The sequence below is a fragment of the Vibrio superstes genome, from assembly GCF_003569005.1.
GTDB lineage: Bacteria > Pseudomonadota > Gammaproteobacteria > Enterobacterales > Vibrionaceae > Vibrio > Vibrio superstes.
Window position 1 is genome coordinate 576920 of sequence record NZ_BCUR01000001.1, and the last position, 19582, is coordinate 596501.

A 19582-nucleotide genomic window follows, 5' to 3' on the forward strand; every position below is an offset into this window, starting at 1 on the left:
ACACACAATGAAAGTGAAACACACAGACTCCTACTACGCAGCATCAAAAAATCAACAGTTTGATTTTCCCAAACTCACGGGAGAACATGTTGCCGATGTCTGTGTGATTGGCTCTGGCATCACCGGAGCCACTGCTGCATTAGAACTCGCCAATAAAGGCTTTAAAGTTATCGTGTTAGAAGGAAGTCGTGTGGGTTGGGGCGCCTCTGGACGTAGTGGCGGGCAAGCGATTTTTGGTTGGGCATCAGAACAAGATACCCTTGAGAAACTTGTGGGTAAATCGGATGCGAGAAAGCTGTGGGATATTTCTGTCGAAGCGTTAGCGTTAACTAAATCGAACATCAGCAAATACAACATCGATTGTGATTGGCGTGATGGAATGGTGCATGTGGGTATGAAACCGCGCCATGATAAAGAGCTTCAAGCTTGGCACGACGATCTTACAGAAAACTATGGGTATGAATCACTCGAAATGTGGGATCAAGACGAAGTCCGTAGCCGAATAGCCAGTAACAAATATACCTCAGGCATGTTTGATAGTAACAGTGGCCATCTACATCCTCTTAACTACACACTAGGCCTAGTGAACGCCGCTAAATTGGCTGGCGCAAAGTTCTATGAAGACAGCGCGGTGAACCAAATTAAGCACGGTGATCCAGCAACGCTGTTTACCAAAGAGGGCACAGTAAAGGCTAATCATGTCATTCTCGCCTGCAATGCCTATATGAAAGGGCTTGAGTCAAAGCTTGAAAATAAAGTCATGCCAGTAGGTACGTATATCTGTGCCACCGAGCCTCTAGGTGAAGAGGTGACCAGCGCGCTCATGAAAGACCATATCTCAGCCTGTGATATTAATTTTGTTCTCGATTACTATCGCTGCTCTGGGGACCATCGCATGCTGTTCGGCGGCCGAGTGAGCTACTCGGGTGTTGCACCCATTAACTTAGAAAAAGCGATGCAAGGTCGAATGCTCGATATTTTCCCTCAGTTGAAAGATACAAAAATAGACTATACATGGGGTGGCAATGTCGCGATCACCATGAATCGAGCACCCCACTTTGGCCGCTTGAGGCCTAACGTCTATTTCGCACAAGGTTTTTCCGGTCATGGCATTGCAGCAACCGGTATGGCAGGCACACTTATGGCAGAGTGTGTAGCGACAACCGCAGAGCGCTTTTCAATCTTTGATAAGATCCCTCATATGCCCTTTCCCGGTGGACGTTTATTGCGAACACCTGCGCTACTTTTAGCCATGTCCTATTATAGAGTTCGAGATCTTTTGTAGGGCACGGTGGGACGACCTCTTATAACGAGATTGGAGTACAAAATCAAAGTCAGAGAGAAAACATCACTGATTTAATCAGTAGTATTCTGATCTCGATTATGGGTATTGGGCAACTAGACTTAAAATCATTTAGGGGTAAATGATCAGGTCAGTCAAACTAACAAGCACAAAAAAACACGCATAAAGCGTATGATTTTCAAATAATTGGGATTTAAAACTTAGGAGAGGCGATTGGAGCGTGCAGCGGGAATCGAACCCGCATCATCAGCTTGGAAGGCTGAGGTAATAGCCATTATACGATGCACGCATCATCGTGTAGACGCATTTAATATGCCATAACGATGAGAAATTAAAAGCCCTAATTTCACTGTTTATGAGCGTTCGCGCGCTTTTTGCCCTAAATGAGCAAAAACCATGCGAACACAAGGCGTTATCTGGGGTTCTCCTAGCTCTTAACAGCTGCTTTCTAGTATTTCTATCACTTCATCTAGCTGCTTTAGAACCTTCACTTTGTGCAAAAAGTCTTCTTTTGGAGGTAATAAGTCAGGAATCATCGCTACATGGCAACCGGCATCCAGCCCTGCTTGTACTCCATTGTTGGAATCTTCCAGTACTAGGCATTGCTCTGCTTTAACACCTAGCTTTTGATAGGCCATTTGATAGCAATCTGGGTTTGGCTTACCGCGAGCAACATCTTCGGCGGTAATCACTAGGTCATAATCAGCTAAATACTCACTATCACGGAAATTATGCTGAACCTCAGGTAGGTGTGAGGAGGTCACAATCGCCATTTTTAACCCACGTTGCTTAATGGCATTAAACAGAGCGTCATAACCTGGCTTGTAAGCAATACCTTTGTCTCTCAATGCATGAAAGTGCTTATCCCTCACCATACAATAACGTGTCATATCAATCGTTGAGCCGAAGTACTCTGCAAGGATACGCTCGCACTCAGGATCTTGAACTCCGATGAACTGCTGATAAAAGTCGTCGGTAATGCAGAGCCCTTGCTCCTGTGCAGCAAACTGCCAGCTTTGTTTATATACAGATTCGGTGTCGAAGATGAGGCCATCCATATCAAACAGTACCGCTTTCAGCATTGTGTTTTCCTCTGCTCTTTTAGCCAAGCTATCTGGCTATTTTACTCTAGTTGACCAAGCATTTAGAGATCGAGTTTAGAAAAATAAGACAAGGTCCCAGATAATTTCCTTTGTGATTTTCTAGTAACTTTTACTCCCCTACGCACGACTTCCCAACTCAATAGCCAAATAATCCTACTAACACGTCTTTTCAGCTCTTACCAAGATTTAAAGATCACATTCAAGATGAAATCAGGGCTAATTTTAGTGATCTTTAACAGTTTAAATATTAAACAGATTGCTTGTATGTTAAGCGCTATCACACTTTGATACAAATACCAAAAAACGTAAACCTATTTTCATTTCAGACAAAGGAACGCATCAACCTATTGATTTAAAATATATATGGGATTCAAAAGATAATGAATTTCAATAATAAACGTGAATCAAAGGATAGTGTAATGAAAAAAATAATAATGTTATGCGCTCTAATCATTGGCTTCGCCACCCCTGCTTTTGCACAGGTTAAGATTGGCATGGTGATTGATGATCTTAGGCTTGAACGATGGCAAAAAGACCGAGATATGTTCGTGGATCGTGCCGAAGAACTGGGCGCAAAGGTCTATGTTCAATCTGCAAATGGTAACGAACAAACTCAGATTTCCCAAGTTGAAAACATGATCTCTCGCGGTGTAGACGTACTTGTGATCATCCCAACCAACGGCGAAGTACTTTCCAACGTGATTAAGGAAGCGAAGCGTGATGGCATCAATGTTCTTGCCTATGACCGCCTAATCAATAACGCCGAAATCGACTTCTATCTTTCTTTTGATAACGAAAAAGTGGGCGAACTACAGGCTAAAGCACTTGTTGAAGCACAACCTACAGGTAACTACTTCCTAATGGGTGGCTCTCCTACGGACAACAATGCCAAGCTATTCCGTCAAGGCCAAATGAACGTTCTACAACCTAAGATCGACTCAGGCGATATCAAGGTTGTTGGCGATCAATGGGTTGATTACTGGTTAGCAGAGAATGCTCTCAAAATCATGGAAAATGCCCTAACGGCTAATCAAAATGAAATCGATGTTGTTGTCGCTTCAAATGACGCTACTGCAGGTGGTGCAATTCAAGCACTAGACGCACAGGGACTCGCAGGAAAAGTCGCTATTTCAGGACAAGATGCTGACTTAGCCGCAATCCGCCGCATTGTCGATGGCACGCAAACCATGACCATTTACAAGCCTATTTCTGCACTCGCGACTCGCGCAGCTGAGATTGCTGTAGAGTTAGGTGAAGACCAATCTCCAACCTCTAACTTCTCTATCAACAACGGCATCAAAGACGTTCCTTCTTTCCTACTAGAGCCTATTCCAGTAAACAGAACTAACGTAAAAACAACCGTTATTGCGGACAAATTCCACAAAGAATCTGATGTTTATACACAGTAAACCATAGTGATACTTGCGCCGAGCCTAGCTTGGCGCAATTACAGATTTGTCATCTATTCGTTGCTAAGTGAATAGCACAGGATGGGTCTTGGAATGGTTAGAGGTACAAGATGTCCTTGTTAGAAATGAAAAATATCGTCAAATGCTTTGGACCAGTGAAAGCATTAGATGGTGTCAGTATTAACTTAGAAAAAGGCGAGATTCTCTCTTTATGCGGAGAAAATGGTTCCGGTAAATCAACCTTAGTGAAAGTGCTCTGTGGAATATACCCTCATGGGGAGTTCGAAGGCACAATCTCTTATAACGGCGAAAAAATACAACCCAAAAGCATTGCAGATACCGAGGCTCTTGGTATTGCCATCATTCACCAAGAACTGACCTTAGTAAAAGAGCTATCGATTCTAGAGAATCTATTTTTAGGTGCCGAGCTGACAAAATACGGGCTTCTTGATTTTGAGTTGATGCACTATGAAGCCGAGCTTCTACTAAAGAAAGTAAAGCTTTCGGTATCCCCAGAAACAAAGGTTGAGGACCTTGGCGTAGGACAGCAGCAATTAGTCGAGATAGCAAAAGCACTGTCAAAGAACGCAAAACTGCTCGTCCTTGATGAGCCCACCGCTCCCCTTACAGAATCCGAGACCGATATCTTACTTGATCTGGTTAAAGACCTACGCACCTCTGGGGTCAGCTGTATCTACATATCCCACAAATTAGGTGAAGTGAAAGCGATCTCAGACCAAATCTGCGTGATCCGAGACGGCAAGCACATTGGCACTCGTAAAGCGGCAGATATGTCCACCGATGACATCATCACCATGATGGTAGGTCGTGAGATGAAACAGCTATTCCCAAGAGAGACCCACGACATCGGAGAGGTGGTACTAGAGGCAAAAAAAATCAATGCATGGGACAAGGCCAATTCATCCATACCTAAGGTGAGAAATGCCAGCTTCACTTTACGCCGTGGCGAAATATTGGGTGTTTCCGGCTTGGTGGGTGCAGGCCGAACTGAGCTGATGGAATGTCTATACGGGTGCTATCAAGGCAAACACAATGGGACATTTTACCTCGAAGGTGAAGTCCTCAATTGTTCCAGTAGCAGAGATGCGCTGAATGCTGGCATTGCGATGGTGCCAGAGGATAGAAAGCGTCACGGTATCGTGCCCATCATGGCCGTGGGTCAGAACATTTCTTTAGCTGGAATCGACCAATTCCAAAGCCTTGGATTTCTCGATGAGTCTGCGGAAGCCAATGCCATCAGCGACTCCATCAACAAACTAACCGTAAAAACCCCTAATGCAGAAACTGCCATAAAAAATCTATCCGGGGGTAACCAGCAAAAGGCAATCCTAGCCCGCTTTTTAATGATCAATCCAAGTGTGCTTATTCTGGATGAGCCAACACGCGGTATTGATGTTGGTGCCAAATACGAAATCTACAAGCTGATGTTTCAGTTAGTCAAAAAAGGCATAAGTATCATCATGATATCGTCCGAGTTACCTGAGGTACTTGGAATAAGCGACCGCGTGCTTGTAATGCATGAAGGCCGAATTAAAGGCGATCTAATTAATGAGAATCTATCACAAGAGATCGTGATGGATTGTGCATTATCTGAAGGAGAAATTGCATAATGGAGCAATCAAAAGAAATCAATGCCATCAACAATGAGAGTTGGCTAGACAAACTGAAAAGCATGAATCTGCAACTGCTCGTCATGGCAGGTGCCATCTTATTCATCATGCTGTTCTTTAGCATCATGACCGACTGGAGTTACTTAACACCAAGGAACATCTCGAATCTATTTCGACAAACCGCAATTACCGGTATCTTGGCCATCGGTATGGTCTTCGTGATCATTAGTGGTGAGATCGACCTGTCTGTAGGCTCTATGATGGGATTACTCGGCGGCTGCGCTGCCATTATGGATGTGTGGTTTGGCCTGCCACTCCCACTTACCATAGTGATTACCCTTACCGCTGGTTTTCTACTGGGTGCATGGAATGGTTGGTGGGTTGCGTATCGCAAGGTCCCTTCTTTCATAGTGACACTCGCAGGCATGTTGGCGTTTCGCGGTATCCTTATCGGTATAACTGACGGTACAACCGTAGCCCCAACTTCAGAGGCCATGTCTTTGATTGGTCAAAGCTACCTACCTAACCTTTTCAGTTTGATTTTGGGTACTGCCTGTCTTGCCCTCTACTTTGGGTGGCAGAAAAAACAAAACATCAATCGAGCTCAATATAACTTACCGACTAACGCAACTGGCACATCATTGTTTAAAAGTGCCTTTATTGGTATCGCGGTTCTGTCTCTGATTTTGGTGCTGAATAATTATCGCGGCGTGCCAACACCGGTGCTCCTGCTGACCATATTCCTAATTGCTGGCACGATATTGGCTTCGAAGACCCGCTTTGGTCGCCGCATCTATGCAATTGGTGGCAATATTGATGCAGCAAGACTCTCTGGTATCAATGTCGAGAAAACCAAGTTAAAAGTGTACGCAATGAACGGCTTTTTGGTTGCTATCGCGGGTCTCATTCTGAGCTCACGTTTAGGCGCAGGCTCTCCTTCTGCTGGTAACATTGCCGAACTGGATGCCATTGCAGCCTGTGTTATTGGCGGCGCAAGTATGGCTGGCGGCGTTGGTACTGTTATCGGTGCCGTAATTGGTGCTTTTATCATGGCCTCTCTAGACAACGGAATGAGCATGATGGACGTTCCAACCTTCTGGCAGTACGTGGTTAAAGGCGCGATCTTGCTATTAGCAGTATGGATGGATAGTGCGACTAAGCAGCGTCGCTAATACTCCATTTCTTCAAGTTTAAGGCACCAAGGCTGTATTGCCTTGGTGCCTTTTTATTTCGACTTACATCGCTAATCACTTATGACCCATGGACATCATGGTGCACTGTCGATCTCAACAGGCTGGTAATGAACCGCTTCCAACTTTAACCATTGCGGAAGAACCGTACCGATTGAAATAGACGACCAGGTGCCGGATAGCACGCCAATGAACATTGCTGTAGAGAATCCGGCGAGTGCTGACCCGCCCATCATCCATAGAGCACCGATCGTCAGCAATGTCGTGCCAGAGGTAACCAGAGTCCGAGAGAAGGTATCAACCACCGCTTGGTCATTAACCCATTCTGTACTTTTGTCTTTTTTAGCCACAATCAACTCTCTGATTCGATCGGCAATGATGATGGAATCATTGAGTGAATATCCGAGTATGGCCAATATGGCGGCAAATACCGTCAGGTTAAACTCCATCTGCGTCAGCGCAAAGTAACCCAGTACCAATATCACATCGTGCGCTAGGGCAAACAAAGACCCGCTGGCCAATCTCCACTCAAAACGAAAACAAAGATAACCAAGGATCGACAAGACCGATAGCAGAAGCGCTAGCCCTCCTTGCTCAAACAAGTCCTGTCCCACCTGAGAACCGACAATGCTATTGCTGATTACATCAACCTGCTGTGAGTAATCAGAGAGCAGCTCTCCTACATCCAAGGCTTGAGAGCCATCTTCCGGTGTTGAGTATCGAATCACCCATCGCCCTTCCTCACCAGAAGTGGTCACGCTCACTGAGTCCCCCATACTCGGCTTCAAATGCTCAAGTAGTTGGCTACTGGTTAGCTGCTTGTCTAATTGCACCTCAGTTACCATGCCACCGGTGAAATCCAAGCCAAGATTCAAGCCTTTAGCTCCAATTGCCACCACTGCGACTAGCGTCAGAAGAATGGAGACTAGCGTCGTGAAGTAGCGAATCTTACGAATATTATGTTTTAGAAACTTAACCATGATTACACTCTCACTTCACGGCGGGCATCTTTGCCCCAAATTAAATTGATAATGGCTCTTGAGGCGAAAACACCGGTAAATATGCTGGTGAGCAAGCCTAACCCTAGGGTCAGAGCAAAGCCTTGAATTGGACCGTTGCCGATGGAATACAAGATCACTGCGGTGATCATGGTAGTGACATTGGCATCAAGGATGGTGGAAAATGCGCTATCGAAACCGGAGTCAATCGATTGAGCAAATGTTCGGCCCTCTCGCATCTTGTCCTTAATTCTCTCAAAGATGATCACATTGGTATCAACCGCCATACCTACGGTCAGCACCAAACCTGCTATGCCCGGTAGAGTAAGAACGGCGCCTGGTAATAAGGCGATGAGACCCAACAGGCAAAACATATTGGTACACAGCGCAATATTCGCTACCCAGCCAAGACGGCGGTACCAAAAAGCCATAAACAACAAGGTCATGCCCAAGCCAAAACCCAGGGCCGCAAACCCATTTTGGATGTTTTCAGCACCCAAAGATGCGCCTATGGTACGTTCCTCAACTATGGTGACCGGAGCGGTGAGCGAACCCGCGCGAAGCAACATGGCCAACTCTTGCGCCTCTTGCATCGACCCTGCACCCGTGATCCTAAATTGACTGCCAAGCTGTGACTGAATAGTGGCAACACTAATGACACGCTCACTGCGCTGGGTATCACCATCAGCATTGGTTTTATACTCGCGATACACGGTCGCCATCGGCTTGCCGATATGCGTCGCAGAGAAGTCACTCATTTTCTTGCCACCAGCATGATCCAGAGTAATGTTCACTTCTGCTGTGCCCATCTCTCCCAGACCAGAGCGGGCATTGGTAATGTGTTCACCCGTGAGTACCGGGCTCTTATCAAGCACAACCGAGCGACCATCATTATCTTTCAATACAAGGTTTTGACGGCTGTAGGCTGAAGATCCGCCTTTGACCTCATAAAAGGCAAGGCTTGCGGTTGCACCGATGACGTTCTTGGCTTGCGCTGGGTCTTGTACGCCAGGCAGTTCGATACGAATATTGTCGCTACCTTGCCTTTGAACCAATGCCTCGGTAATCCCAAGCTCTTCTATTCGCCCACGCATGATTTGCAGGTTCTGCTGAACAATGACCGATTGGTTTTCCGTTTTATATTGTTCGCTTTGAGACAAACTCAATTCATTCTCATGGTTGGTGATCTGCCAATCAGGGAATTGTTCATGAACAAGCTCAGATATCGAGGTCAAAGCTGCAGGGTTATTCGTAGAGACGGTGATTGAGTTATTACTTGCTAACTGAACTCGGGTGTTTCGGATCATGTTCTGTCGCAAATTTGCTTTGATCTCATCAACCATAGCAACTTGCTGCTCTTGCATTGCCTTATCAACATCAACATGCAACAAGAATTGAACACCACCTCTTAGATCTAGCCCTAGTTTTATAGGGTTCATTCCTAGGTTTGATAGCCATTGCGGTGCAACGGATTCATAGGAAAAAGCGATGGGTTGTTCAGGGTATAAGTCATTTAAAGCCTTACGAGCATGGCTTTGGTCCGACTCGTTTCCAAACAAGAGTGAAACCTTGTTCGATTCTTGATTGATGGAAAGAACAGGAATCCCTTGCGCTTCCAACGAGGCTTGTAGTGTCTGAATTGAAGAGCTTGATACAGTCTGCTCTGGTAATTCAAGCTGAATAGAAGGCTTCTCGCCAAACCAGGTTGGAATGGCGCTTAGGGTCAATATGACCACGGTAAAAATAAGTACGACGTATTTCCAGGCAGAATAATGATTCTGCCTTGCTCTGCTGTTTGCACTTGCGGTTCTTTTCTTCATGTATAAATTATCCCTCCGCCTCAATGGGCAGAGTAAAATGAAATGTTCAGAGATAGATGACAGGTGCTCGTTATCACGCCAACAGCGCTGGCTAGATAAAAAACTCCATGGTCATGAGATGTTCACTACGAGTGAACCATTTGAGGGATATCTATGAAGAAAATTGACCGTTTAAGGCCACATACAGGGCGTTGCTATCTTTCCAACCGCTTAGGCGATGTGCACCCGTAACATGATTGAATACAGCCTGACCGACTTGAAGCCTAGCACTGTAGGCATAATCACTAGCTTGATAACTAAACGCTGTAGGATCTGAGTTATGGTCTGGTGCACCGCCGAGTTCTTGTGCTTGCTTGGGTACCGAGGCATAACGCTGAGTTTGGACGATGGCCAACGGGTTGTGCTGGCTATGAGAAGAGGTATCTGGTAACCCTTGCTGCGTAGCAGGGCCCAGGTCTAATAGCTGACTTGCCGTTAGGCCACCCGAAAGCACCGGTGCCTTTGCATCAGACGCAATGGCTTGCATAGGCGCAAGCGCTGCTACAAGTAGCAGAATTACAAATTGTCGGATGATGTATGGCATAGTACTCTCGTTGGGTTTATTTCGAACCTAAGGCTCGATGCCAGCATCCTATGCCTCATGTTGAATAGTTACAACTAAAAAAAACTAAATCTTACATTGCTAATCTGAAGACTAAGTATTGTCACTAGAAATAGGGATTTGAAGCTCAATTTCTTCTATATTGCTTTCGCTCATTATGTAGGAAGCGATCCATCATCCGGTAGTTTGTCATTCAGGCAATACTCGTACAATCAGCTCGATTTTGATTCTAATTTGAGCCTGACATTGTGACTACCTCTCGACCGACAACCATTGCTTCTCTTTTTTCGTTAAGTCTTTTACCCACAATGGCCTTGGCCTCATTTATCGACCCTATCGATCAGCGATTTGATATGGGTGATTATCTAGCAGATAACGCTTATGGCTTTCTTCCAGTACCCATCATCATTACCGAGCCGGCAGTGGGTTATGGCGGTGGCGTTGCGGGTTTGTTTCTGCACGAAACCGATGAAGAAAAAGAGACACGTCAGAGGGTTGCCAAAGAATCCCTCGATGGTGGCGCGCAGCTAATCCCACCAGCAATGACGGCCGTTGCGGCCGCAGGAACCGAAAATGGTACCTGGGTAGTAGCCGCAGGTCACCGACGCACTTGGAAGGAAGACAGCATTCGCTATATGGGTGGCGGCGCTATTGGTCACGCAAACATCAATATCTACAATGATTTTGGTGGTCTACTCCCTCAAGACAAAGCCTTTAAGTTTGATACCGAAACCGACTTCGCCGTGTTGTTACAGCAAATACAGTTTCGCCTCCCGAACACCAATTGGCTGTTAGGCGCGAAGCAAATATGGAGTAGATCGACCCTAGAGTCCTCTAATGGCGTGGTTGATAAAACTTTGCAATACATGGACTTAGATGAAACCAACAACTCAGGTTTAGGCATAGTGCTGGAGTACGATAGCCGTGACAATATGTTCTTCCCGACCAAAGGTTACTCTCTCAATGCTGATTATATGTGGCATAGAAAAGAGATTGGCGCTGATCATGACTACGATACCCTCTCTATTGAAGGACAGGTTTATGTGCCTATTGGCGAGAAATGGATCATCGCTTTTGCCGGAAGTTACGACTCCATTAGCACTGACGAAACCATGCTGACGCCAACCTCCAATCCGTATATCGATCTACGCGGCATCTCATCATTTCGCTATCAAGGGGATCAAGTGACCACAGCGCAAACGCAGCTAATGTATCGTATCGACAATCGCTGGACGATCTTAGGCTTCTACGGTGTCGGTCACACCCGCAACGAAACCACCGGATTCGACATTGGTGGCTGCCCGAGTGACTGCTTCACCTCCAAAACATCATCAACAACCGTTGACGCCTATGGCGCCGGCTTTAGATACCAGATTGCTCGTCGCTACGGCTTACACATGGGTGTCGACTTGGGCTTTAGTGATGAAGAACAAGCACTCTACTTTACTGTGGGGACGGGGTTTTAAATCTAACTCATAGGCGATTATCTTCACCAATTTGGGCACTAAAGCCCAGATTGTTTTTAAGCTTTTATCGTTCAAGGCATAGAATCATCAACAACGTAAAAACATTTCGAATTGATAAATGGTAAGGTGCGTATAAATGGAAAATCCATAAGGAAATAGATTTCATCCATGCTAAAAAAGACCCAACACTTAACCATTGCTATTGTGGCGACCACCTTGGCGGCGTGTGGTTCTAATCATAATGAACCTCTCTATTATCAAAGCGGTGCAGGCCTTAGCTCGTTTGATCAAGATACCTTCGAGGAATATGTGTCTGAGACACAGGCCTGGATGCGTGCTGAACGGTACTACTTAACTGAAGATAAAGAACGCGAGATAGCGCTGAACTCTCCTAAGGAATACCGTCCCTCCCAAATGAATGGCGAGGCCATCTTGCTGGTTCACGGCTTGGGTGACTCTCCCTACTCCTTTGTCGATATTGCGCAGCGACTTTCTGATCAAGGTTATTTGGTCAGAACCATGCTACTGCCCGGTCACGGCACTAAGGTTGGCGACTTAAAACTGGTTTCTGCGCAACTGTGGCAAAAAAGCGTAGAGCAGCAGATCAAGCTGCTACAGCGGGAAGTAAACAGTGTTTGGCTTGGGGGATATTCAACTGGCGCTAATCTGGTGACCAGTTACGCACTGAACGATGACTCGCTTAACGGTCTGATCCTCTTCTCTCCTGCATTTAAAGCACAATCTAACCTTGCTCCTATGACCCAATGGGCACAATACTTTATGGATTGGGCTGACCAAGACCCAGAGGATAACTACTTGCGCTACGGCTCTTTACCAATGAAAGCGGCAGCCAGCTACTACGAGACAACGCAACAAGTTCAACAGCAGCTCTCAAAGGCGGAAAGTTATAATAAGCCGGTGTTTATGCTCATCAGTGAAGGGGATACCGTCATCGATAAAAGCTTTGCTGTGCAGCACTTTGCAACGACCTTTACCAACCCCAATTCGCACCTAGTTTGGCTTGGCGATAATCCACCCAAAGAGCAACGCGTATCAGCCTATAGCATGAATCTCCCTTCTTTACGGGTTAGTGAGGGTTCACATATGGGCGGGCTGTTCTCACCTGATAACAAAGAATATGGCATCAAGGGCGAGGTTCGCATCTGCGATAATGGGCAACTCATTGAAGATACACTGAAATGCCAGTCTGGTGAGCCAGTTTGGTACTCTTCTTATGGTTATTTAGAACCAGGAAAGGTCCACGCAAGACTTACCTTCAACCCCTACTTTGACGAGAGTATTGAGGAGTTGGCAAAGGTGCTGTCGAAGCAGTAGAAAACAGTGATAGTTAACACTTACCCATGGAATCAGTCATACATTAGCTCTTTGGCCTTTTGACTATCAAACTCTCGCAAGAATTTTCGAGCTTGATAGCGCATTGGGATGATCTTCAGCGCTTGTTCAAATACCACCACCGAATACACCCAAAAGATTGAAGCATTAAGCACCAGTACGACAAAGGCACACAGTGGCAAGGCAATCAGCCAACGGGTGACGAAGTTAATATTGAAGACAGCAGTCGTCTTACCCAATGCACGAAGTACCTGGCCATGCACTGTGGTATAGCCTTGTATCAACGGCATCAAGATGTACAAAGGGGCGATCACCGCTAGCGATTGATAGGTAGTTGGTGAATGTCCTGGGTAGATTTTGTCTATCACCAAACTCAAAATGAAAGAGCTAAAAGCAATAACCCCAGATACCGCAATAGTGACCTTAATACTCAGGCTCACATCAGAGTCCAAAGTCTCTAGCTTGTTTGAGCCAATCGCCTGCGAAATTGTAATTGCCGATGACACCGCCCACGCCAAAACAAACTGTGACAGCGCAGAAAGCCAAGGTGTTATCATAACAACAGCTGCATACGCTTCTGTGGGTAACTGCGCATACAAGAGGTTATAGGCAGCCAATCCCATCGCCAACACCATCATGTTGGCCGCAATCGGGAAGGTTTCTTTAAAGTGCAGCCTTACGTTACGTGCAACGCCGTCGCTAGCCTCCGTAAACGAGAGTTTAGATGTCTTTTGGTATCGCAAACACACCAACAAGAATAGCATTCTCAGCCCAAGCGCAATCACAGAACCTAAGGCTGCGCCCGAGATACCAATACCTGAAAAATCACCTACCCCATAAATCAGATAGTAAGAAACCAAGGCATTGACCGGCATGGTGAGTAAGTAGCTGAGTAACGGCAGTTTGGTCTTGCCCATAGCATTGAACAGGGCAATGGATACCTGAGAGATGCCGGTCAGTAGTAAGGCATATTTGATCGTAGACAGATACGCATCGATGTCTGCATACAAATGGGTATCATGACTGATCAGCTTGATCAGCGGCCATTTGAATACCGTCACCAAAGTAAAGAACAGTACAGCAACCGACAGGTTGATAATCACTCCAGAGAGGAAAGATTTTGACAACAAGCTCTGTTTACCAGAGCCAAAAGCACGCGATAACACATTCTGCGAGCCATTCGCTAGTGCATTCTGAACCCCTAGCATCAATGCAACGATCGTACTTGCAATCCCCATTGCCGCGAGAGAGCCTTCACCCAATGGCGAAATAAGCAGAGTATCAATCATCAACATGCCCTGCATTAACAAGGCATTAATCGCAATCGGCCAAGCCATCTTGATGTTCTTTTTAATGTAGGTGCTGTTCTTGAACACTGAATGCCTTTTTATATGTTGCAGAGAGTGGGAGCAATATTACAAAGGGTGCAGTAGTGTTCTGCCCTTTATGAGGTGACACAAAATATCCAGATCACTGCGGTAATTCAATAGCGAATATTGAAAAATCATTGCGATCTAAACATTCATTTAATAGCTAAAGCCATTAAGTTAACTGATGAGGCCTGCATTCAGTGTCTCTTTTAAGAGAATCGGCTTTCTCTTTTGATGATAGATGACCCGTCGCCAACTGATAGGCTAGTTGTATATCACCTTTATGCTGTGGGTAATATTCTCCGGCAGCCTTTGAGCGTTCAGTAGATGGCTTCATCACTGGTGAAGTGATTTTTGTAGATGCTTAATTGATTCTTGAGCTTCCCCACAATAAGTTGCTGTGGGAAACGTCTTGCTTTGAGGCTCTGGTATAAGCAATCGAGTTAATCTTTTCCTCAGAACTGCTTTAGCATCTCCGAGTGATAGTCTGAGATATCCAGTTGCACATCGTACTCTTCCACCCATTTATCCAGTTGATTCTGCGCGGTATTCAAGCTGCTCATGGTGATGGTGTTGTCATCCATCTGCCACAACTGACGAGAGCCTTGATAACTAAACTGCAACGCTAACATCGCCTCTTTGTTGCCTTGCTCTGCAGCCGCAAGGAGTTTGCGATTCTTTCTGTAGATCAAATTCAACTGATGTTTCAGATCCCAAATGTAGGCAACTTCAAACATTTTAGGATGAGTCTTTAGTTTACGTAGCATCACCCCTACTGCGATAGCGCTGACTACCACTCCCAGCAAATTCCAATGAAAATGAGAACCGGTCTCTGAGGGGAAGAGGTAAATCAATGTCTGAGATACTGATAAACTTAAAACTGCTAAGCTGGCAATGCAGGCAACAATCACCACGTTTAATCGTGAACGGTAGCGCTTTTTATCTATCTCTTTTAACTGCATTTTTGTACCAGAATCCCTGTCGCCGAATGAATGATACCGACCACTGTCGATAAGGAAAAAATTATACACGCTTCAATATTGTGAATAAGGATTATTTGTTAGCAATTGCGTTATGAAACCATATTTCGGATGAGTTAAATTTAGGGCCTGATTAGAGTGGATGAGCCTGGCAATCGTGATGGAGCAGTACTCCCGTTGGATTACATAGAGATCAACAGCGCTAGTGAGCACAGCTTTAGCCAAAGCGTATAACTTGCGGCAACCTAGCAATGGGTTGGTGGTAAACGGCTGTATGGAAGGGTTAACTCAGGTGCCAAGTTGAAACCACGCCTACTCAAAGACGTAGCACTCGCTGAACCACTGGCATCAATCAGCCATTACCGGCGGAGCACCGCGATCCATCGCCCCAAGTTTAACAAGCTGGTCAACGATGCAGCGACATAGGTCAGCGCCGCCGCCTTGAGAATTTTCTCCGCATGCTCCAGATCACCATCATGCAGGTAGCCGCCTTCTTTCAGAATCGGCAAAGCCTTGCCATAACTGGCATCGAACTCCACTGGAAGAGTCACCAGGTGCACCAAGGTACTCAGTGCCATTGAAACAATACCTATCAACATTGTAAGCGCTCCCGCCTGCGGAACGCGGGTCAGCACTAGGATAATCGGAGCAGCCACTAGCATCATTCCGGCGATGCGCTCTCCGACTATGGCAGTCTTTACGAGTTTCTGCCTTGCAAGGAACAAGGCTTCTCCACGTGAATCCTGAATGGCATGTCCCACTTCATGGGCGGCTACAGTCACTGCTGTCAGTGAATAACCTGAGTAGTTGTCCGGCGTTAGACGCACAGCCTTGTCAGTCGGGTCATAGTGATCACCGGCAGAGGTCTCCTCTACCTTTATGCTATTCAAGCCCGAACTGTCGAGCAGGTGGCGAGCGAGTTCACTACCACTTCCCTTGTTGCGGTAGCGATCTGCCGGCTGTCTGTACTTTTCCATCACATGTTTGACCCACAGGCTCGGCAGAAAGACGCATATCGCGATTATGAGTAATATGACTATCCAGAACATTTAAATCAGTGTGCCTTGAATTATTGTGTGACTACTAGGGTCTGTCGACCTTAATTATTATACGCATAAAAATGAGCAGCAGATGCTTGCCAATAATAGACTGACTCGAAGGTTGGAAATAAAGTAATAGTAGAAAGAGGTCTCATCGGGCAAAACGAAAAAAAAACGCCGATTGATTTGCATCATCGGCGTTTAGTGTGCGTTGATTCGTTTACTTCTTAGCGCCTGTAGCTTTATTTCTCACGATATTACGTAATCGAGCGCTTCTCTCAGCTGAACCCTGACTGGCATCAGAAGGGTTGTTCGTACGGGTTTTACGGTTTTTGAACGCTGGTTTGCTGTGCATTTTCTGCAATAGAGCATCACGGTTTTTTGGCTCGTACCCTGCTTGCTCTACACGTCGAATCGTATGACCAATCAAGGACTCGACTTGTTGCAACGTCAGTTCTTCTTCACGGCTGACAAAAGACACAGCATGACCTTTTTGGCCAGCTCGGCCTGTTCGGCCAATGCGGTGAACATAATCTTCTGCCAAAAATGGCATATCGAAATTCACTACGTGCGGAAGGCCTTTAATATCTAAGCCGCGAGCAGCCACATCGGTTGCAATCATCACACGTGCCTTGCCTTCTTTAAACTCGTCAAGCGCTCTACGACGGGCACTTTGTGCTTTATCACCGTGACATAGTACCGCTTTAATGCCGTCCAATTTGAGTTCTTTCAACAACATGTTGGCCGTTTCTTTATAGTTCACAAAGACCAATACCTGTTTCCAATTCTTACGACCAATAAGTTCAGATAGCATTTCATTCTTTCTTTCTTGGTCCACCGGATAGACAACATGTGCAACCGTGTCTGCCGTCACGTTTTCTTGAGTTACCGATACTCTTTTCGGTTGATTCAACATTTCGGCCGCTAGTTTGTTCATTTGCGGAGAGAAGGTCGCCGAGAACAGCATAGTCTGTGGCTTCGTTGAAACACCAGACATAATGGTTTCAATTGATGAAATGAAGCCCATATCTAACATACGGTCGGCTTCATCGAAAACCAAGAATTCAAGGTTCTGTAGGGAAACACTTTTCTCATCCAGATGCTCTATTAAGCGACCTGGTGTTGCCACTAGAATGTCGACACCGTTCTTTAGCTTTTGAACCTGAGATGACATTTTCACGCCACCATAGATGGCAGCAACACTCAATGATGTGTACTTGATATAATCTTCAATGCTCTGCGCTATCTGTGCGGCCAATTCACGTGTTGGTGCAAGAACCAGTGCTCGTGTTTGAAAATGGTTATTATCTTTGGTCTTGTCTAATAACTGCTGAATAATTGGCAGAGCGAAAGCGGCAGTTTTGCCTGTCCCTGTTTGAGCATTCGCTAAGATATCGTGCCCTTTACGAGCGAGTGGGATCGCTTTCTGCTGAACAGGAGTAAGTTTTTCGTAGCCGCACTCGGACAGTGCTTTCACAATTTCTGGAGAAAAATTCTGAGATGAAAATGACATTGTTGTGTTCCTAAATTAAGCGGCTACGACCACGTAAAGCATAACCAAAAATACGGTCGCAGATTGTAGAACAAACTGTATCGGAACGGCAGACTTTTTACCAATTCGTCGCAATAAGCTCGAAAATATGACAATTTAATGGCAACAAGTCCTTTAGAAGCCATGTTTTTCAGGGCAAAAGAGCTATTTGACCACTCCCAACGACCTAGAGTGTAGTGGATTCGCAAATACCGGCAAGCAATAACTCCGTTGCCTCAATTACATGCTTTTCTATCTGTTCACTATTGAGTGTTGGCATTCCTAATAACGCTTTCGCTCTTGGAGCAAGTAGCATCCCCAGCCATAAATCAATTTTTGTCTCAGGATTCACTAAATCAAATCGCTCCGCAAAAAATACATGCAATGCACGACTTGTAGAGTCTGAACTCATCTCCATGAAACTCTCAATGATTTCAGGAGACTGATTTACCTCTGCGATCAGCAGGCGTTGGGTTGCGATATGTTCACCTGATAAGTGGAACTGCATAAACTCTTTTGCGAATGCTATCAGAGCATCATGCGTGTCCTTTTGAGATAAGTGTTGCAGATACCTTTCATTAAACCCTTCACCTAGCTTCGCAAGTGTTGATTGAAACAAGTTAAATTTTGATGGGAAATAACGATACAAGGTTTGCTTAGTTATCTTTGCTTCTGCTGCAATGCTATCCATGCTGGCGGCGGTATACCCCTCTGATAAAAAAGCATTTTTTGCTGCCACTAAAATTACCTGCTTCTTCTTTTCTCTGTTTTGCTCGACTTTGCTCATTTTCCCACCAACAAAATATTCATACTCACCGGTATGATTAACCTTGACACTCTAACAATTAAAAATCATACTCGCCAGTATGATTTTTAATTGAAGAAGTACACTATGACACTTTCCACATTTCAAGACTTAACAGTAAAGAACAGCCGTGCCGCTGGTTTCTTGATTGCTATTCTTGGCGCGACATTGATGAGTATTGACCCGATCTTTATTCGATTATCCGGTGTTAGTGGCTATGACACTGCTTTTCTTTTTGGTTTGTTCAGCGCTATCTCTATGCCCATTTTACTTAAGGTCAGTGATAGGCGCGGCGTGGTTGAGGCGGTAAAGCAAAGTGGATGGCCACTGCTGTTCGCAGGCATTTTAATGCTTGGTAGTGCGGCAGGCTTGGTATTGAGTATCAAGAATACCTCCATCGCAAATACGTTCGTGATATTAAGTGCATCGCCTGCCGTTGCAGCGATCTTTAGCTGGTTTTTACTGCGAGAGAAGACGAGTCGCTCCACCATTATTGCCATCATTGCAGTGATAGTGGGTATTGGTATTGTCGTATCGGGCTCTGTTGGTTCAGGTAACTTGCTAGGGGATGCATTGGCGATGTTCTCAGTCATTTGTCTATCGCTGATGTTTACCCTGCTTCGCAAGTATCAAGAGGTTAGCAGGCTAGCAAGTGTAGCATTGGGCGGACTGTTACTCGCTATAGTGATGTCGTTTCTAGCTGAGCCTAGCAGTTATAGCCTGAACACCTGGCTAATAATGGCGGCAATGGGGTTGTTCACCGCGCCACTAGGCCGAGTGTTTTCTATGGTTGCTACTCGCCACATTACTGCCGCAGAGGTGTCGATGACACTGATGTTAGAAACGGTACTCGCGCCTATTTGGGGGTATCTATTCTTCTTTGAGATCCCTGCTTCAACCAGCATTTTAGGAGGCATGATTATTCTTATTACCATACTCGCATATACCTTCTCTGAATTGAAAACTGAGCAATAACCTGAGG

The 19582-nt window shown here is 45.5% G+C and carries 16 protein-coding genes and 1 tRNA gene; 7 read left to right on the forward strand and 10 right to left on the reverse strand.

Annotated elements, in window-relative coordinates; genetic code table 11:
- Positions 1 to 7 precede the first annotated feature (7 nt).
- Positions 8 to 1285, forward strand: a complete 1278-nt coding sequence (locus tag D5I41_RS02360; RefSeq protein WP_119008321.1) for an NAD(P)/FAD-dependent oxidoreductase — start codon at positions 8 to 10, stop codon at positions 1283 to 1285.
- Positions 1286 to 1517: 232 nt separating this feature from the next.
- Here D5I41_RS02360 and D5I41_RS02365 read toward each other — a convergent pair.
- Both D5I41_RS02365 and D5I41_RS02370 read right to left on the reverse strand, forming a co-directional pair.
- Positions 1518 to 1592 (reverse strand) — tRNA-Gly (locus tag D5I41_RS02365).
- A gap of 145 nt (positions 1593 to 1737) precedes the next feature.
- Positions 1738 to 2385, reverse strand: coding sequence for an HAD family hydrolase (locus tag D5I41_RS02370; RefSeq protein WP_119008322.1), 648 nt, complete (start codon positions 2383 to 2385; stop codon positions 1738 to 1740).
- A 440-nt stretch (positions 2386 to 2825) separates the two neighbouring features.
- On the opposite strand from D5I41_RS02370, the gene xylF reads away from it, so the two are divergent.
- From xylF to D5I41_RS02385, 3 genes are all read left to right on the forward strand, one after another.
- Positions 2826 to 3815 carry a D-xylose ABC transporter substrate-binding protein gene (gene xylF / locus D5I41_RS02375; protein WP_119008323.1) on the forward strand — a complete coding sequence of 330 codons (990 nt, stop codon included), beginning with the start codon at positions 2826 to 2828 and terminating at the stop codon, positions 3813 to 3815.
- Positions 3816 to 3925: 110 nt separating this feature from the next.
- Complete coding sequence (locus tag D5I41_RS02380) at positions 3926 to 5446, forward strand: xylose ABC transporter ATP-binding protein (RefSeq protein ID WP_119008324.1); 1521 nt, start codon at positions 3926 to 3928, stop codon at positions 5444 to 5446.
- Positions 5446 to 6618: a sugar ABC transporter permease gene (locus D5I41_RS02385; RefSeq protein WP_119008325.1), complete on the forward strand. Its 1173-nt coding sequence runs from the start codon at positions 5446 to 5448 to the stop codon at positions 6616 to 6618. The genes D5I41_RS02380 and D5I41_RS02385 overlap by 1 nt, the downstream gene beginning before the upstream one ends.
- Positions 6619 to 6713: 95 nt before the next feature.
- On the opposite strand, the gene secF is transcribed toward D5I41_RS02385, so the two are convergent.
- The 3 genes from secF to D5I41_RS02400 form a co-directional block, all read right to left on the reverse strand.
- Positions 6714 to 7616: a protein translocase subunit SecF gene (gene secF / locus D5I41_RS02390; protein ID WP_119008326.1), complete on the reverse strand. Its 903-nt coding sequence runs from the start codon at positions 7614 to 7616 to the stop codon at positions 6714 to 6716.
- A 2-nt stretch (positions 7617 to 7618) separates the two neighbouring features.
- A complete protein-coding gene (secD, locus tag D5I41_RS02395) occupies positions 7619 to 9454 on the reverse strand; it encodes a protein translocase subunit SecD (RefSeq protein ID WP_119008327.1) in 1836 nt (611 codons plus the stop codon).
- Positions 9455 to 9605: 151 nt separating this feature from the next.
- A complete protein-coding gene (locus D5I41_RS02400) occupies positions 9606 to 10037 on the reverse strand; it encodes a hypothetical protein (protein WP_119008328.1) in 432 nt (143 codons plus the stop codon).
- 326 nt (positions 10038 to 10363) lie between these two features.
- On the opposite strand from D5I41_RS02400, the gene D5I41_RS02405 reads away from it, so the two are divergent.
- Together D5I41_RS02405 and D5I41_RS02410 are read left to right on the forward strand one after the other, a co-directional pair.
- Positions 10364 to 11521 (forward strand): BamA/TamA family outer membrane protein, encoded by a 1158-nt coding sequence (locus D5I41_RS02405; protein ID WP_186811125.1) that lies wholly within the window; start codon positions 10364 to 10366, stop codon positions 11519 to 11521.
- A gap of 168 nt (positions 11522 to 11689) precedes the next feature.
- The gene (locus D5I41_RS02410; RefSeq protein WP_119008330.1) at positions 11690 to 12856 is read left to right on the forward strand and encodes an alpha/beta hydrolase; all 1167 of its coding nucleotides are present in this window, start codon (positions 11690 to 11692) and stop codon (positions 12854 to 12856) included.
- Between the two features lie 32 nt (positions 12857 to 12888).
- On the opposite strand, the gene D5I41_RS02415 is transcribed toward D5I41_RS02410, so the two are convergent.
- From D5I41_RS02415 to D5I41_RS02440, 5 genes are all read right to left on the reverse strand, one after another.
- Complete coding sequence (locus D5I41_RS02415; RefSeq protein ID WP_119008331.1) at positions 12889 to 14211, reverse strand: MATE family efflux transporter; 1323 nt, start codon at positions 14209 to 14211, stop codon at positions 12889 to 12891.
- A 488-nt stretch (positions 14212 to 14699) separates the two neighbouring features.
- Positions 14700 to 15206, reverse strand: coding sequence for a DUF3087 domain-containing protein (locus tag D5I41_RS02425; protein WP_119008332.1), 507 nt, complete (start codon positions 15204 to 15206; stop codon positions 14700 to 14702).
- Between the two features lie 377 nt (positions 15207 to 15583).
- Positions 15584 to 16273 (reverse strand): zinc metallopeptidase, encoded by a 690-nt coding sequence (locus D5I41_RS02430; RefSeq protein ID WP_119008333.1) that lies wholly within the window; start codon positions 16271 to 16273, stop codon positions 15584 to 15586.
- A 211-nt stretch (positions 16274 to 16484) separates the two neighbouring features.
- Positions 16485 to 17777, reverse strand: a complete 1293-nt coding sequence (locus tag D5I41_RS02435; RefSeq protein ID WP_119008334.1) for a DEAD/DEAH box helicase — start codon at positions 17775 to 17777, stop codon at positions 16485 to 16487.
- Between the two features lie 205 nt (positions 17778 to 17982).
- Positions 17983 to 18582: a TetR/AcrR family transcriptional regulator gene (locus D5I41_RS02440; protein ID WP_119008335.1), complete on the reverse strand. Its 600-nt coding sequence runs from the start codon at positions 18580 to 18582 to the stop codon at positions 17983 to 17985.
- A gap of 105 nt (positions 18583 to 18687) precedes the next feature.
- Here D5I41_RS02440 and D5I41_RS02445 point away from each other — a divergent pair, with 105 nt between their 5' ends.
- Positions 18688 to 19575, forward strand: a complete 888-nt coding sequence (locus tag D5I41_RS02445; protein ID WP_119008336.1) for a DMT family transporter — start codon at positions 18688 to 18690, stop codon at positions 19573 to 19575.
- Positions 19576 to 19582: the final 7 nt, after the last annotated feature.